Origin of the sequence: Micromonospora taraxaci (assembly GCF_007830095.1) — a bacterium.
Classification (GTDB): domain Bacteria; phylum Actinomycetota; class Actinomycetes; order Mycobacteriales; family Micromonosporaceae; genus Micromonospora; species Micromonospora taraxaci.
In genome coordinates this window covers 655,303-671,590 of the sequence record NZ_VIWZ01000002.1, presented here as the reverse complement: position 1 = coordinate 671,590, position 16,288 = coordinate 655,303, and the positions used below count along the sequence as shown (strand labels likewise).

The following is a 16,288-nucleotide window of genomic DNA, read 5'->3' as shown; positions in this document are numbered from 1 at the left end:
ACGCGGTGCGGGGCGTCCCCGCACCCGCAGGAGCAGCGGGCATGGTGGGGCGAGGCGAGGACATGACGAGCAGGGGTCGTGGTGGAGGTGAACGCCCGGAAGGCGTACGACGTTCCCAGTGTGTGGGGTGTCACGCCTCGACGGATCGCGGTCGACGGATGCCAGGTGTGACGGCGGTCACGGCAGAACGAGAACCGAAGCGGGGGTACGCGTCGTCTTGCCTTTCGTGAGACGAAGTCTGGACGGGCTCGACGAGGGCGAACTGCTCCGCCGGGTCGCTCGGGGCGACCGACGCGCGTTCGACGCGCTGTACCGGCGTACCGCCCCCTGGTTGACCGCACGTCTGCGTCGGCGCTGCGCCGACGAGGACGTGGTGGCCGAGGTGTTGCAGGAGACGTACCTGGCGGTGTGGCGGTCGGCCGGCAGTCAGGCGCAGTCGTCCTCCGCGTCCGGCAGCGCCGTGGGCTGGCTGTGGACGATCGCCGCCCACCGGCTGGTCGACGCGTTCCGCCACCGGGCTCGACGCGAGCGGATCCCGGCGGTGCAGACCTTCGAGACAGTGGCCCCTGCCGCCGAGGAGGAGGCGCTGGCCGGCGGGTTGGACGCCAACCTCGAAAAGGCCCTGCACGCGCTACCCCCGGAGCTACGGCAGGTACTCCGCGCGATGGTCCTCGACGGGTTGACCGCCCGGGAGACGTCGCTGCTGCTCGGCATGCCGGAGGGGACCGTGAAAACCCGCGCGCGACGGGCCCGAATCGCACTCCGGGAGGCGCTGTCATGACCACTCACCCCGCACCCGCTCTCATCTCCCACTACGCCTCGGGCGGTGTGGGCGTCGACGACGCGACCATCTGGGCGGTGGAGGCGCACCTGGAGACCTGCGCCGACTGCCGGGCACTGCTGACCGATGCTGTCGACCCCGGCACGCGTGACCTGCTGGACCGGGTCGCCGGCACTGTCGCCGCCGGGATCGCCAGCGGTCCGGGGCCGGTGCGACGGCGGCGGCTACGGCGTACCGGGGTGGCCGCCCGGATCCTGCCGTGGCTCGGCACCGCCGCCGGGCTGATGCTGGCCGCGGTCCTGTTCGAGAAGACCTTCGCCACCCTGCCGTCACTGGTGCTGCTTGTCGCGCCGGTCGCGCCGCTGCTGCCGGTGGCCGCCGTCTGGAGCCGGCGCGTCGACCCGGCCTGGGAGTTGACGGCCACCACACCTCGTACCGGCCTGCCGCTCCTCATGCGCCGCACGTTGGGGGTGCTGGTCGCGGTCCTGCCGGTGCTGGCGGTGGCCGGCTGGGGCACCGGGCACTCCCCCGGCCTCTGGTTGCTGCCGGCCCTGGGCTTCACCGCCGGGGCGTTGGCGCTCGGCACTGTGGTCGGGATCGACCGGGCCGCCCTCACGTTGGCGCTCACCTGGTCCGTGGGTGTGGTGGCCCCGAGCCTGGTCGGCGGGCGACTCCCGGCCGTCCTCGCGGGCAGCAGCCTGACCGGTTGGGCGCTCATCACGGTGCTGTTGCTGGCCGTGGTCTTCGTCCAGGCCCGATGGCGGTCGCAGCTACCCACCAGCACCTTCCGATGACGAGATACGGAGACATGATGATGCGTACGGTCAGCGTGGCGGAGACCGCGCCGTCGACCTACCCGTGGGCGGTGCACGCCGAGACGTTGCAGGTCAAGGCCGGCCGGCACCTGGCGGTCAACGGTCTGGACCTGTCGTTGGGCATCGGCGTACACGGGCTGCTCGGCCCCAACGGCGCCGGCAAGACGACGTTGATGCGGGCCCTCGCCACCGTGGTGAAGCCGTCCGCTGGTCGACTCACACTGCTCGGCGAGGACGTCACGTCCGGCGCGGACCTGCGCCGGGTACGACGTGGCCTGGGCTACCTGCCGCAACACTTCGGCTTCTACCCGCGTTTCACGGTCCGGGAGTTCGTCGAGTACCTGGCCTGGCTCAAGGAGATGCCGAAGGCGGTCATCCCCGGTGCTGTGCAACGGGCCATCGAACGGGTGGGTCTGGAGGACCGCGCCGACTCCCGGATGAAGACGCTGTCCGGCGGGATGCTGCGCCGCGCCGGCATCGCCCAGGCGATCGTCAACGACCCGGCGGTGCTGCTGCTCGACGAGCCGACGGTCGGTCTGGACCCGGAGCAACGCCTCGACTTCCGTGAGCTGCTGCGTGAGATCGGCCTGGACAGCTGCGTACTCGTCTCCACCCACCTGGTCGAGGACGTCGCCGTGGCCTGCACCGACGTGGTGCTGGTCAGCGAGGGCCGGTTGGTGTGGCAGGGCAGCACCGGTGAGCTGGCCGAGCAGGGCGGCGCCGACGACGCCGGCGACAGCGCCACCGAACGCGGCTACTCGTCGGTGCTACGCGCCTACCGTGGGCGGGTGTCGGCGTGACCGGACGAATTCTGCGCATCGAACTCCGCCGGTCGGCGGCGGTGGCCGTCGCCCTGCTGATGCTGGTGACCGGCACGGTCCTGCTGCTCACCGCCACCCAGTTCTTCGCCGGGCGCTGGATGCAACTGGCGGTCACCACCCGGACGATGCTGATGGTGCTGCTCCCACTCGCGCTGGCCGGCGGGGCGTGGCTGGGGCGGCGCGACGCGCGTAACCGGGTCGACGAGTTGTTCGCCAGCACCGTCCGGCCACGGTGGCAACGCGTCGGCCCGACCGCCGGCGCCCTCGCGATCGCGGTGGTGACCGCGTACCTCCTGGTGTTCCTCATCGCGGCCGGATGGGTGGTGCGGACGTCGGCGTACTTCCCGGCCAGGGCGATCGTCGTGACCGCGGTCGGCGTCCCGGCGTTGGTCGCCGCGGCCTGGCTGGGCATGGCCGCCGGCCGGGCCGTGCCGCGCCTGATCACCGCACCCGTCGTCGCCGTGCTCGGCTTCGTCCTGGTGGGGCTGGTACCGGACCTGGTCATGATGGCTGACACCGCCTCGACCATGACGAGGTTCCGGCCCGAACCGTCGGCGGTGCTGCTCATCCCGGTCTTCAGCGGGGGCGTGGACGACTTCCAGACGGTCACCAACCGGGTCAGCCTGCTCCAGATGGTGTGGCTGGTGTCCCTCGCCGCCACCGGGCTACTGCTCCTGGGCGCGGTCCGGCGTCGGGCCATCGCGCTGGCAGTGCTCCCCGCTGTGCTCGGCGCCGCCGTCACCGTGCCGCTGCTGCCCGTGGGCGGAACTCGCGGCGCGGTCGCCCCCGACCCGGTCGCCGTCGAGCTGGTCTGCGACAACGACGGCCCGCAGGTCTGCGTGACCCGTGCACACGCCGGGGTGCTGCCCGACGTCGTCGGCCCGGCCCGGGAGGCCCTGGCCGTGATGGCGGCGAAGCTACCCAACGCCCCGGTCCGGGCGGTGGAGACCCGACAGGTCGCCTACTGGGCGCAACTCTCCCCCGACCTGTCACCGCCCCGGCACCCCGTCGACACCGTCGTCTTCGAGGCCCCGACGATCACCAGCACCGGAGGCGCCGACCTGTCCGACGACTACTTCCGGCCGTCCCTGCTCCGGGCCGCCTGGCAGCAGGAGTGTGGCGAAGGGTCGGAGCGGGACGACGAGCCCCTCGCCCGGATGGTCGCCGCCGCCTGGCTGAGCGACCAGCCACCGACACTGGAGTCCTGGTGGGATCGCGCGGACGCCGAGCGGGCACAGCGTGCCTACCAGGCGCTGGTGAGCCTGCCGCAGGCCGAGCAGCGCCAACGGATGGCGGCGGCACGGGAGGCAGCGCTGGACTGCCGCTACGACGACCTGCTGGCGCTCCTGCCCGAGGACAAGCCGTGAGGTGGCTCCAGCTCTACCTGCGCTCCCGTCGGGTGCCCCTCGCCCTGGGTGTCGCCATCGCGGTGATCGTGCTGGCGTGGGTGATGTCGTCGACCTACACGACCTCGACGACGATCAACGCCCGTACGGCCAGCCTCACCATCATGCTGGCGGTGGTCGCGCTCGGGGCCACCCTCAACGGCGCCGACGACGCCCTCGACCACACCGCGTCGGTCAACTGGCCACTGCGGCGGGCCGGGCACCTGCTCATCGCCGCCGCCGTGATCACCGCCCTGCTGTCGCTCAGCGCACTCACCGACGTGCGGTACGAGCCGCTCGCCCTCGTGCTGCGCAACACCGCCGGCCTGCTCGGGCTGACCGCGCTCGGCACCGCAGTGTTCGGCGCCGCGCTGTCCTGGATCGCCCCGCTCACCTGGACCCTCATCGCGGTCCTGCCGTTCCTGGGGCCGAGCGCTGACGTGCGGGTACAGGTCGCCAGTTGGCTGACCCAGCCCGCCGGCACCACGGCTGCCACCGTCTGCGCCACAGTGCTGGCCGTGACCGGTCTGCTGGCGTACGCGCTACGCGGCGGTCCTCTGCGACCCGCCAGCGAGACAGCGCCCGACCGATGACGGAACCGCCGGTGGTCCGGCGCGCCGGTGCCGGCGCACCGGACCACCGGCGGCTACGCGCCCTAGACGACGGCGGCCAGCAACTGCCGGGCCATGACGATGCGCTGCACCTGGTTGGTGCCCTCGTAGATCTGGGTGATCTTGGCGTCCCGCATCATCCGCTCGACCGGGTAGTCCCGGGTGTAGCCGTAGCCACCGAGCAACTGCACCGCATCTGTGGTGATCTCCATGGCGGCGTCCGAGGCGAAACACTTGGCCGCCGCGCCGAAGTAGGTGAGGTCCGCGTCGCCCCGCTCGGACTTGCCGGCGGCCGCGTACGTGAGCTGCCGGGCCGCCTCCAACTTCATGCCCATGTCGGCGAGCATGAACTGGATGCCCTGGAACTCGGCGACCGCCTTGCCGAACTGCCGGCGCTCCGTCACGTACCCCTTGGCGTAGTCGAGCGCGCCCTGCGCGATCCCGACGGCCTGCGCGGCGATGGTGACGCGGGTGTGGTCCAGGGTCTTCATCGCGGTGGCGAAGCCGGTGCCCTCCGCGCCGATCATCCGGTCGGCGGGGATCCGCACGTTGTCGAGGTAGACCTCGCGGGTCGGCGAGCCCTTGATGCCGAGCTTCTTCTCCGGCGCGCCGAAGCTCACCCCGGCATCGGACTTCTCGACCACGAAGGCCGAGATGCCCCGGGACCGCGCGGACGGGTCGGTGACGGCGAAGACGGTGTAGAACTCCGACACGCCGGCGTTGGTGATCCAGCGCTTCACGCCGTTGAGCACCCAGTGATCCCCGTCACGCACCGCCCGGGTGGTCATCGACGCCGCGTCGCTGCCCGCCTCCGGCTCGGAGAGGCAGTACGAGAACATGGCCTCACCCGCCGCGACCGGCGTCAGATAGCGGCGCTTGATCTCCTCGGAACCGGACAACAGCAGCGGCATCGTGCCGAGTTTGTTCACCGCCGGGATCAACGAGGAGGACGCGCAGGCGCGGGCGACCTCCTCGATCACGATCGCGGTGGCCAGCGCGTCCGCGCCCGCCCCGCCGTACTCCTCGGGGATGTGGGGGGCGTGGAAGTCGGCCGCTCGCAGCGCGTCGTAGGACGCCTTGGGGAACTCCCCGGTCTCGTCGGCCTCGGCGGCGTGCGGGGCCACCTTCGCAGCGCAGACCTCCCGGACCGCCTCCCGGATCGCCTGGTGCTCATCGGGCAACCGGTAGACGTCGAACGACTCCCCTGCGGCCATGTCGGCCCCTCCCCTTCACCGCTATCATGCGCAGTCTGTGACGACTCCGGACCGCTGACCGAGCAGACTGAAGACTAGCGACTGCAGTTCAGGAGATGTTACCGGCGCGTAGGCATGGGCATGAGGGTGCACCCACGCCGCTGGGCAATGATGGAGGGCAGACAGTGAGCCACCCTCCGGTGCCCCGCCCAGGCGCCGCAGCAGAATGCGACGCGACGACGCGCCGCCAGTGCGAGCGGAGAAGACAGGCGTGACGATCCCCTACCCCACCATCCAGCCGACCCCCGCCATCGCCGCGGTGACACCGCCCTCGGGCGCGCCTCGGCCGCGGGTGACGTTCCTGGGGACCGGCTACCTCGGTGCCACGTACGCCATCTGCTACGCCGAGCTGGGCTACGACGTGCTCGGTTTCGACGTCGACGCGGACAAGATCGCGATGCTGAACGCCGGTCAGGTGCCGATCCACGAGCCCGGCCTGGACGAGCTGCTCCGGCGCAACCTCGCCGCCGGACGCCTGCGGTTCAGCACCGACATCGCCGAGACCGCCGACTTCGGTGACGTGCACTTCATCTGCGTCGGCACCCCCCAGCGAGCCGACGGGATGGGCGCCGACCTGTCGTACGTCGAGGCGTCGGTCACCAGCCTCGCGCAGCACCTGACCCGCAAGGCCCTGATCGTCGGCAAGTCCACCGTGCCGGTGGGCACGGCCGAGTGGGTGGAACAGCTCGTCGGCAAGCACACCCCCGACGACCTCGGCGTCGAGGTGGCGTGGAGCCCCGAGTTCCTCCAGGAGGGCTTCGCCGTCGACGACGTCCTGCGCCCCAACCGGATCGTCGTGGGCGTGAAGAGCGAGTGGGCCAACGGCATGCTCTACGCCGCGCACAAGGGCGTGTTCGACCTGGCCGCCACCGAGGACCGCGAGGTGCCCCTGGTGGTCACCGACTTCGCCACCGCCGAGCTGGTCAAGGTCGCCGCGAACGCCTTCCTCGCCACCAAGATCTCCTTCATCAACGCCATGGCCGAGGTCTGCGAGGCCTCCGGCGGCGACGTCACCCAACTGGCCCGCGCGATCGGCTACGACCCGCGCATCGGCAACCGGTTCCTCCAGGCCGGCCTCGGCTTTGGCGGCGCCTGCCTGCCGAAGGACATCCGGGCGTTCCAGGCCCGGGCCCAGGAGTTGGGTGCCGGCGAGGCGCTGCGTTTCCTGCACGAGGTCGACCTGATCAACCTGCGCCGCCGTACCCGGGTGCTGAACCTCGCCGCGGACCTGCTCGGCCGCCGCTCCGGGCCGGCCGGACCGGACTTCTCCGGCACCCGGATCGCCGTGCTCGGCGCCACCTTCAAGCCCAACACCGACGACGTCCGCGACGCCCCGGCGCTCGCCGTCGCCGCGCTGCTGCACAAGGCCGGTGCCGACGTGCACGTGTACGACCCGCAGGGCACCGACAACGCCCGCCGCGCGGTGCCCGAGCTGACCTACGAGCCCGGCATCAACGAGGCGGTCACCGGCGCCGACCTGGTCTGCGTCCTCACCGAGTGGGCGGACTTCCGCAACGCCGACCCGGTCGCCCTGGGCGAGCTGGTCGGCGGCCGCAAGGTCGTAGACGGGCGCAACTGCCTCGACTCGGCACTGTGGACCCAGGCCGGCTGGGAGTACCGGGGCATGGGCCGCCCCTGACGATTCACCACTCATCGGCCGGCCGCGAAGCGCTCCACGCGGCCGGCCGATGATGTTGTTTGCCCCGGACCCGCCGACAAGTGTCGAAATCCGCGCCAGCTTTGGGCATGCTGCGACAGTGGGAGTCCACAGTGCGGGTGGAGGGGTGTCGTGGCGACCTTTCAATGCTCCTCGTGCGGCCGGGAGATCAAGCCGGCCGTCCGATGCCCGCACTGTGGGGCCGACCAGCCACAGTGGGTCGAGCACCTGGCGGACATCGAGCGTTCCATCGCGGAGATGAAGGCGCGCGACGCTGCCATCGCCCGTGAGCAACGGCAGATCGCCGCCAAGATGCAGGCCGCGCTCTTCCAGCGGGACATCCTCGCCCACGCCGGCGAGGAGCGGGTCAAGCAGGCCACCCGACCCCGTCGCGTGCTGCGCCGCCGCCCTGGCCGGCGGCCACCGACCGCCACCACCGGCGCGCCTCCCCGGGTGCCCCGCCAGAACACTCCGCACCCCCCGGAGGACCCGCCGCCGCCACCCCGATGGCTCGACGCGGACGACCCGGAGCACCCGCCGGAGGCCTCGTCGCGCGAGGTGCAGAACATCCCCCTCGGGCTGGGCGCGCTGCTGCTCGGCGTGGCCGCGGTGGTCTTCGCCGCGGTGGCGACCAGCTCGATGGACGCGGTGGCCCGGCTCGGCATCCTGCTCCTGGCCACCGTGCTGATGCTGCTCGCACCGCCCGTGCTGGCCCGGCGCGGGCTCACCTCGACCGCCGAGACCATCGCCGCGGTCGGCCTCCTCCTCGTACCGCTGGCCGGTAACGCCCTCTGGGCGGTGGACCGGATCGGCACCGGCGGCATCTCCGCCACCGTCTTCAGCGGGGTGATCTTCGCGGTCACGGCGGCCGTCGCATTCGGGTACGCCGGCTGGACAGGCCTGCGCGCACCCCGCTTCGCCACCGTGCTCGCCGCACAGCCGGTGCTGCCGCTGCTCGCATACGACCGGATCACCGGCCCAGGCGGCTGGGCGCTGGTGCTGGCCCTGGTCGCCGTCGTCGACCTCGGGCTGGCCCGCTCCGGCGTGGTGCTGGAACGCCCCGTCCAGCAGGACCTGCCACTGCCGGACGCCTCGTCGGCGCCTCGCCAACGCAACGCCGAGAGCCGGCCGGAGGGCGACCCGGAGGAGGCCGCCGAGCTGATCGACGCCGACGCGGGCTCCGCCGACCCGCGACCCGCCCGCCCGGTGCCCGGGCTGCGCGAGCTGACCTGGTTGCTGCACGCGGTGGCGGTCGCTGTCGCCCTGGCGTACGCGGTCACCGCCCTGCTGCGGGCGCAGACCGTGCCGACGGCCACCGGCGCCGGGATGGTGCTGCTGCTGGCCGCCGCGGTCGGGCTGGCCGGCGCGCTGGTGCTGCGTCGACCGCCGTTGCCCGACATCGCGGCCGGCATCGTCACCCTGGCCGTGATCGGTGCGCTCAGCCGAATCGTCTCGGTGGCGCTGCCCGGCCGGGCGCTGCTGCTGATCGCGCTGGTCATCACGGTGACCGGGCTGGCGGTCCGCGCGGTCCCCGAGGCCGCCCGCCGTGGTCCGCAGATCGCCTCGGCGGTGGCGCTGACGGTCAGCGGCCTGGTGGTCGCCGGTGGCGCACTACGCGCCGGGGTCGCACCGGTCCGGGCGGCGCTGCCCGCCTGGGGCACCGACCTCAGCCGGTACCCGGCCGAACTGGCGGCGGCGGTCGGACCGACCACCTGGCAGCTCGCGGGTGCCGCGTTCCTGCTCACCATCGCTGCGGTGCTGGCGCTGCCTCCGGAGATCCGCCGCGAGTTCGCGGTCGCCGGCGCGGCCCTGACCGCGCTCGCCGTTCCGGCCTCGTTGGGTCTCGGCTGGGCGGCAGCCCCGTGGCCGATGGTGATCACCTCGATCGGCATCGGTGTCATCGGGCTCTCCGCCCGCACCGACCGCGCCGCGGTGGCACACGCCGTCGGCGCGGCGGTGGTGGGCCTCTTCGGTGCCGGTGCCAGCCTCACCCGCCCCGCACTCACCGCCGCGGTCCTGATCACCCTGTTCGTGGCCGGCACCCTGGTCGCGTTGGCACCCCGGATCCGGATCGCCTCGGCCGCCTCCGACACAGTCACCGCCTGGGCCGCCGGTGGTGCCGCGTTCGCGTTGCCCGGGGCGGTGGCCGCGTTCGTGACCGCCACCATGCCGGTCGACCCGACTCCCACCCCGGCGAGTCTCCGGGAGGTGACCGTCCCGGTGCTGGCGCCCAGCTTCCTGGCCGTCTGCCTGACTCTCGGCTACGCCGCGATCGTGCAGGTCTCCCAGCGCCGCATCCCCGCGCCGCTGTCGGTCGGCACCGGGCTGGGCGCGCTGCTCGTCACCGCCGCCGCGTTCGGCGCGCCCGGCGCCACCGTCGCCGACGCCTGGGTCGGTGCGCTCCTGCTGGTCGCGGCGGTGCTGCTCTTCCTGGCCCCCTCCATCGACGCCGGCCGTCGCGCCGACCTCACCCTCGACGGCTCCGACCTGGCCGCCGCCGCCGTCACCACCGCCCTGGTCGCCACACTGGTGCGGATCGGCGCGGTGCTCGCACCGGGCGGGCAGTTGGCGGTGGCCGCCGCCCTCGTCCTGGTCGTCGCGGTCGGCGCACGCAGCATGCCGGAGGAGTGGCGACGCGGGCCGATCCTCGGCCTCACCGTCGGTGGCCTCCTCATCGGCGTACTCGCCGGATGGTCCGCGGTGCGCGGCGGGGTCGGCGTGCTCGCCACCCCGGGTCCGATCTGGAGGGGTGACCTGAGCGGCTGGCCCGCCGCTCCCGTCGGCGGCTCCACCTGGCAGGCGCCCGTCGCGTTGGCGCTGTTGGCCCTCGCCGCCGGCATCCTGCTCCCGCCGCCCTGGCGCTGGGACGCGTCCGGCGTGGCGGCGGTGCTCGCCACGATCGGCGCGCCCGCCGCGTTCGACCTGGCCTGGTGGTCGCCGGTCCTGGTCGGCGGCATGGTCGCCACCGTGTACGGGATCGCCGCAGTTGCCACCGAGGAGGCCCGCGCCGCGCTGTCCCGGGCCACAGTGGCCGGGGTGGTCGCGTTGCACGCCGCCGGAGCCGGCCTGGTCCGGCCGTGGACGACGGCGCTGGCACTGGGCAGCATCGCGCTCATCGGCGTGGTGGTGGCCACGCTGGCCCGCGTCCTGGCCGGCCCGCAGGTGACCGACATCGACACCGAGGGGATGCCACCGCACCTGGCACAGATCGGTGGTGCGGCCCTCGGCGCGGCGCTGCTGGCCCTTCCCGGTGCGGTGGCGGCGCTGGCCGCCGAGTTCGAACACTCGGCGCAAGTGGTGCTCACTGGGGCCCTGGCCGCGTCCAGCCTCGGCCTGGCCGCCGTAGCGGCGGTCCGCAGGCAGGTACCGCAATATCTGCCCTGGGTCAGCGCCGCTGTGGTCGGCGGCGCCACCATCAGTGCCCTCGCCGCCATCCCCACCGGCCTCGCCGCAGGTGTCTACGCGGCCGCAGCGGCACTGCTCGGCGTGCTGGCCGAGCTGATCCGAGCGGCCACCGTGCCGCCCACCGGCGCCGCCCAACCGGTCCGGCGTTGGGCGGTACGCCTCGACGGGGCCCTACGCCGGCTGCCGGACGACCCGGAGCGACGGCGGTGGCGTTTCAACCCCGCAGCCGGTGCGCTGGCCGCAGCGGCCCTCCCGACCGCCCTGGCTCTCGCCTCGATCGCCCCCGCGCTGGTCGCCGCGCTGGTCGAGCCGCACCGCACACTGACCCGGATCTGGGACGGCCCGCCGCCGGAGCTGCTCAGCCCGCCCCCGGACGTGGTCGACCCCACCCACGTGCTGACCGCGCTGCTGCTCACCGCGACCGCCGCGCTCGCGGCCACCGGCTTCAGCGGTGGACGACGCTCGCGAGCCGTGCCTGTGGTGCTGCCCGGGGCCGCCGTCACGCTGTTGATCACGCCCATCGCGTTGGGCAGCGGCTGGCCGGCGAGCACCCTCGCCGCGCTCTCCGTCTTCACCATCGCAATGCTCGGCCTCGCGTTGACCCCACCGCCGCCGCTGGCCGAACGGGCCCGCTCGCTGCGGCTGGCCCGGGTCCTGGTGTTCGTCATCGGGTTGGCCGCCGGCGGCGCCGGGCTCGCCGGGAGCCTCGCCGCCCGGGAACTCACCCTGTTCACGCTGGGCGGGGCGGTCGGGGTGGGCGTGGTGGCGGCCCTGTTCGGCACCACCCAGCGGGCCCGCATCCTCGGTTGGCTCTTCGCGTCGCTGATGGCGCAACTTTTCGTGCTCACCGCCGGTCTGGTCGCCGGGCTGGCCCCGGTCTGGTCCGCGTTCGGGGTGCTCGCGGTCGGGGCCGTACTCCAGGTGTTCGCGGCGGTCCTGCCCCGGCTGCGGCAACCCGAGGCGCAGCGTGAGGCCTCCACGGTGCAGTGGAGCGGATACGCTGCCGCGCTCATCGCCCTGGCCCTCGCCTTCGACTCGCCCCGACACATCGCCGCCCTGCTGGCCGCCTGGGGCGCTGTGCTCGGCGTGGCGGCGACCAGGCCCGGTCGCCGGCCGGTGGAACGCCGGATCCTGTTCTGGGCGGTGGTGGTCTGCGAGATCACCGCCTGGTGGATCCTGATGCGGGTCGCCGACGTCGCGCTGCCCGAGGCGTACACCTTGCCGTTCGCCGCACTGGCCCTACTCGTCGGAGTCCTCGAACTGCGTCACCGGCCTGATCTGAGCAGCTGGGTGGCGTACGGGCCGGCGTTGGTCACCGCCTTCGTCCCGACCCTGGCCATCGTCCTGGCCACCGAGTCCAGCACCCTGCGGCAGATGCTGTTGCTGCTCGGCGCGGTCGCGGTGCTGATCTTCGGCTCGTCCACCCGGCAGCAGGCCCCGGTGATCGTCGGCGCGTCGGTCACCGCGATCACCGCGATCCACGCGCTGGTCAGCCTCGGCCCGTGGCTCGCGCTCATCCCGGTCGGCATCCTGCTGCTCGTGCTCGGGGCGAGCAACGAGCGCCGCCGCCGCGCCCAGGAACGCCTACAGACCGCCCTGCGCGGCATGAGATGAGACCGGAGGGTCACGGCGGGATGGGTGACGACGCAGGCTGAGAGGGCGCGCTTCCCACGCCGCTGCGGCTGGTGGGGGGCAGCGTTAGCGGAGGGTTTTCTGGAGGGCTGCTTCCTTGGTGGCTACCAGCTCCTCCAGCTCCCGCTGGTAGGTCGTCATCCTGGTGCGCAACCCCTCGTCGGAGGCACCGAGGATCCGCACGGCGAGCAGGCCGGCGTTGCGCGCGTTGCCGATCGACACGGTGGCGACCGGAACACCGGCCGGCATCTGCACGATGGACAGCAGCGAGTCCATGCCGTCGAGGTGCTTCAGCGGCACCGGTACACCGATCACCGGCAGTGGCGTCACCGAGGCCACCATGCCCGGCAGTGCGGCGGCACCGCCCGCCCCGGCGATGATCACCTTGAGGCCACGGTCGGCGGCGTCGCGGCCGTACTCGATCATCGCGACCGGAGTCCGGTGCGCCGAGACCACGCGCACCTCGTACGACACGCCGAAGTCGTCCAGCACCTCGGCGGCGGCCCGCATGGTCGGCCAGTCCGAGTCACTGCCCATGATCAACCCGACGGTGCTCACTGCGGCCCTCTCCTCGTTCCCGCTCACTCGTGCCCCTCGCACAGCCAACGAACGGCCCGTGCCGCCCGCGCCCGTACGTCATCCAGGTCGTCGCCGAGCACCGTGACGTGCCCGATCTTGCGGCCCGGTCGCACCTGCTTGCCGTAGAGGTGCACCTTCGCGCCCGGCTCGGCGGCGAAGAGGTGGTGCAACCGCTCGTCGATCGACATCCCGCCGGGCTCACCGCCGAGCACGTTCGCCGACACCACCACCGGCGCGGTCAGCGCCGTGTCGCCCATCGGGTAGTCCAGAACCGCCCGCACGTGCTGCTCGAACTGGGAGGTCCGGGCACCCTCGATGGTCCAGTGCCCGGAGTTGTGCGGGCGCATCGCCAGCTCGTTGACCACGATGGCGGGACGGCCAGCGTCGTCACGGACCTCGAACAGCTCCACGGCCAGCAGACCGATCACACCGAGCGCGGTGGCCAGGTCGATAGCGAGCTGCTGCGCGGAGACCGCCAGCTCCTCGTCCAGGTCGGGCGCCGGGGCCAGCACCTCCACGTTGATGCCGTCGCGCTGCACGGTCTCGACCACCGGGTACGCGGCCACCTGACCGAACGGCGACCGGGCCACCTGCACTGCCAACTCCCGGCGCAGCGGCACCCGCTCCTCGACGATCAGCCGCGTGCCCCCGGCCAGCAGGGTTTCTGCCAGCTCGGTGGCCTGGGCGGCGTCGTCGACCATCCAGACGCCCCGGCCGTCGTACCCGCCGCGCGCCGCCTTGAGCACCACGGGCCAACCGACCTGCTCGCCGAAACCGACCAGGTCGGCGGGCTCAGCGACCGGTCGCCACGCCGGGTTGGGAGCACCCAGCTCGGTGAGGCGTTCCCGCATCACCTGCTTGTCCTGGGCGTGCAGCAACGCGTCCGCCGGCGGGTAGAGGGTCACCCCTTCCGCCGCCAGCGTGCGGATGTGCTCGGAGGGCACATGCTCGTGGTCGAAGGTGACGACGTCGCAGCCCTTGGCGAAGGTACGCAGGGCGGCCAGGTCGGTGTGGTCGCCGTACTGGACGTCGGCGGCGACCAGCGCCGCGCCGTCGTCGGGGGCGGTCGCGAGCACACGCAGTGACTGGCCGAGGGCGATCGCGGCCTGGTGGGTCATCCGGGCCAACTGGCCGCCACCCACCATGCCGACAACAGGCAGTCCGGTACGGGAATCCATAGCGCGGCCAGCCTATCCGGGCCCTCGGCACGCCTCCCCGGAGGGCCGGCGACCCTGCGCCGGGCGTCCCGTTCCCACACCGGCGTGGCGCACCGACGACTACCGCGTGCTACCCAGCTCGGCGACCAACTCCTCGACGGAGGTGACCGGCCGCTGACAGACGAAACCCCGGCAGACGTACGCGGCGGACCGGCCGTCGACCAGCGGACGGTCGGCGAGCAGCGGCACACCGGGCTGGTCCGGGCGGCCGGCGACCACCACCGCCCCGGGCGGGGCGTACCGACGGGCAGCGGCCACCAGGGGGTCGCCCGCCGGGTCCTCGGTGACGACGGCGATCTCGTACGGCCCGGAGAGCAACGCCTCGCCGGTCATGGCCGCGTACCCGGTGAACCGGGGGTGCCGCCCGACGATCGGCGCGACGGTGGCGAGCGCCGCCTCGGCGGCCTCCCGGTAGCGCGTCTCCCCGGTCAGGGCCGAGTACGCGACGAGCCCGGCGATCAACGCCGACCGGCCGGACGGGGTGGCGTTGTCGGTCGGGTCGGCGGGTCGGGCGACCAGCTGTTCCGCGTCGTCGGCGGTGTCGTAGAAGGCCCCACCGGGTGCGGCGAAGCGCGCCAGCGCGGTGTCCAGCAGCTCGCCGGCCAGCGTCAGCCAGCGCCCCTCGCCGGTGAGCTGGTGCAACACGCAGAAGGCCTCGGCCACACTGCCGTAGTCCTCCAGGACACCGGCCGGCTCGCCGACCTTGCCGTCCCGGGAGACCCGACGCAGCCGGCCGTCCACCATGTGCACGGTGGCCAGGTGCTCGGCGGCCTGACGCATCGCGCCGTCGGCGACGATGGTCACGCCGTCCATCAGGTTGGCGTCCTCGTCCTGCGGAGACGCGTACAGGGCGGCGACCTGCTGGAACTCGGCGATGGCGGTGATCGCCAGCCCGTTCCAGGCGGCCACCACCTTGTCGTCGCGGGCCGGCTGCGGACGGGTGTCCCGGGCCGCGAGCAGCCGTCCCACCGCCTGCTGCCAGCGGGCGCGGACCTCCGGCGCGGCATCGTCGACGTCCCGAGCAAGCCTGAGCACGCTCGTGCCGTGCTCAAAGGTGCCCTCGTCGGTCACCGTGAACAGGTCGGCGGCGAACCTGCCGTCCTCCTCGCCCAGCGCCTCGACGAGCTGTCCGGGCGTCCAGGCGTAGGTGAGGCCCTCGACGCCCTCGGTGTCGGCGTCCAGCGCGGACGCGAAGCCCTCGCCCGGTCGGTGCAGCTCGTCGGCGAGGAACCGGGCGGTGTCCCGGGCGACACGGCGGGCCAGCGCGTCACCGGTGAGCCGCCACAGCTGGGTGTAGAGACGGAGCAGGAGCGCGTTGTCGTAGAGCATCTTCTCGAAGTGCGGCACCGTCCAGTGCGCGTCCACCGAGTAGCGGGCGAAGCCGCCGGCGAGCTGGTCGTAGATGCCGCCCCTGGCCATCGCCTCGGCGGTGTGCCGGGTGATCTCCAAGCTCTGCGGGTCACCGGTGCGCTGATGGTGGCGCAGCAGGAAGAGCAGGTTCATGTGCGGCGGGAACTTCGGGGCACCGCCGAAGCCGCCGTTCGTCGCGTCGTACTCGCTGGCCAGTTGGCCGGCCGCGGCGTCGAGCAGCGGCGCGTCCAGCGGGGCGGTGGGGCCACCGACGGCCTGCGCGCCGCCGATCGCCTCGACCACGGCGGCGCCCTGGCGCACCACCGCCTCGCGCTGCTCCCGCCACGCGGTGGTGACCGACTGGAGCAACTGGACGAAGTTGGCCTTCGGGAAGTAGGTGCCGCAGAAGAACGGGGTGCCGTCCGGGGTGGCGAAGACGGTCATCGGCCAGCCGCCCTGGCCGGTCATCGCCTGGGTCGCGGTCATGTAGATCGCGTCCACGTCCGGACGCTCCTCACGATCCACCTTGATCGACACGAAGTTGTCGTTCAGCAAGGCCCCGACCTGCTCGTTCTCGAACGACTCGTGGGCCATCACGTGACACCAATGACAGGCCGCGTAACCCACCGAGATGAGCACCGGGACGTCGCGCCGTTTCGCCTCGGCGAACGCCTCGTCGGACCACTGCCACCAGTCGACCGGGTTGTCGGCGTGCTGGAGCAGGTACGGACTGGTGGCGTCGACGAGTCGGTTCACCCGACGACCATAACCACCCCTGCTCG

At 73.0% G+C, this 16,288-nt stretch carries 11 protein-coding genes; 7 read left to right on the top strand and 4 right to left on the bottom strand.

What is annotated here, in order from left to right:
• The first annotated feature begins 226 nt into the window (after nt 1-226).
• From FHU34_RS32270 to FHU34_RS32250, 5 genes are read left to right on the top strand one after another with little or no spacing between them, the layout of a single operon-like run.
• Entirely contained in the window at nt 227-781 is a 555-nt protein-coding gene (locus tag FHU34_RS32270; RefSeq protein ID WP_208745232.1) for an RNA polymerase sigma factor, read from the top strand.
• A complete protein-coding gene (locus FHU34_RS32265; protein ID WP_208745231.1) occupies nt 778-1,575 on the top strand; it encodes a zf-HC2 domain-containing protein in 798 nt (265 codons plus the stop codon). The genes FHU34_RS32270 and FHU34_RS32265 overlap by 4 nt, the downstream gene beginning before the upstream one ends.
• 20 nt (nt 1,576-1,595) lie before the next feature.
• A complete protein-coding gene (locus FHU34_RS32260) occupies nt 1,596-2,396 on the top strand; it encodes an ABC transporter ATP-binding protein (protein ID WP_145786503.1) in 801 nt (266 codons plus the stop codon).
• Nucleotides 2,393-3,784 carry a hypothetical protein gene (locus FHU34_RS32255; protein ID WP_145786379.1) on the top strand — a complete coding sequence of 464 codons (1,392 nt, stop codon included), beginning with the start codon at nt 2,393-2,395 and terminating at the stop codon, nt 3,782-3,784. Before FHU34_RS32260 ends, FHU34_RS32255 begins: the two co-directional genes overlap by 4 nt.
• Nucleotides 3,781-4,395, top strand: a complete 615-nt coding sequence (locus FHU34_RS32250; protein WP_145786378.1) for a hypothetical protein — start codon at nt 3,781-3,783, stop codon at nt 4,393-4,395. The genes FHU34_RS32255 and FHU34_RS32250 overlap by 4 nt, the downstream gene beginning before the upstream one ends.
• Before the next feature lie 62 nt (nt 4,396-4,457).
• Here the strand turns inward: FHU34_RS32250 and FHU34_RS32245 are convergent, their stop codons facing one another.
• Complete coding sequence (locus FHU34_RS32245; protein ID WP_145786377.1) at nt 4,458-5,627, bottom strand: acyl-CoA dehydrogenase family protein; 1,170 nt, start codon at nt 5,625-5,627, stop codon at nt 4,458-4,460.
• A gap of 250 nt (nt 5,628-5,877) precedes the next feature.
• Between FHU34_RS32245 and FHU34_RS32240 the strand changes: the two genes are divergently transcribed.
• On the top strand, nt 5,878-7,305 hold the full coding sequence (locus FHU34_RS32240; RefSeq protein ID WP_145786376.1) for a UDP-glucose dehydrogenase family protein: 1,428 nt from the start codon (nt 5,878-5,880) through the stop codon (nt 7,303-7,305).
• 150 nt (nt 7,306-7,455) lie between these two features.
• Complete coding sequence (locus FHU34_RS32235) at nt 7,456-12,342, top strand: SCO7613 C-terminal domain-containing membrane protein (RefSeq protein WP_145786375.1); 4,887 nt, start codon at nt 7,456-7,458, stop codon at nt 12,340-12,342.
• Nucleotides 12,343-12,426: 84 nt separating this feature from the next.
• On the opposite strand, the gene purE is transcribed toward FHU34_RS32235, so the two are convergent.
• From purE to FHU34_RS32220, 3 genes are all read right to left on the bottom strand, one after another.
• Complete coding sequence (purE, locus tag FHU34_RS32230; RefSeq protein ID WP_145786502.1) at nt 12,427-12,918, bottom strand: 5-(carboxyamino)imidazole ribonucleotide mutase; 492 nt, start codon at nt 12,916-12,918, stop codon at nt 12,427-12,429.
• 23 nt (nt 12,919-12,941) lie between these two features.
• Nucleotides 12,942-14,117: a 5-(carboxyamino)imidazole ribonucleotide synthase gene (locus FHU34_RS32225; RefSeq protein ID WP_145786374.1), complete on the bottom strand. Its 1,176-nt coding sequence runs from the start codon at nt 14,115-14,117 to the stop codon at nt 12,942-12,944.
• Nucleotides 14,118-14,216: 99 nt separating this feature from the next.
• Nucleotides 14,217-16,262 carry a thioredoxin domain-containing protein gene (locus tag FHU34_RS32220; protein ID WP_145786373.1) on the bottom strand — a complete coding sequence of 682 codons (2,046 nt, stop codon included), beginning with the start codon at nt 16,260-16,262 and terminating at the stop codon, nt 14,217-14,219.
• Between the last annotated feature and the right edge of the window lie 26 nt (nt 16,263-16,288).

Excerpts from the sequence above, each read along its gene's own strand:
- FHU34_RS32265 (WP_208745231.1), top strand. The coding sequence starts at position 778 with ATGACCACTCACCCCGCACCCGCTCTCATCTCCCACTACGCCTCGGGC.
- FHU34_RS32260 (WP_145786503.1), top strand. The coding sequence starts at position 1,596 with ATGCGTACGGTCAGCGTGGCGGAGACCGCGCCGTCGACCTACCCGTGG.
- FHU34_RS32245 (WP_145786377.1), bottom strand. The coding sequence starts at position 5,627 with ATGGCCGCAGGGGAGTCGTTCGACGTCTACCGGTTGCCCGATGAGCAC.
- FHU34_RS32225 (WP_145786374.1), bottom strand. The coding sequence starts at position 14,117 with ATGGATTCCCGTACCGGACTGCCTGTTGTCGGCATGGTGGGTGGCGGC.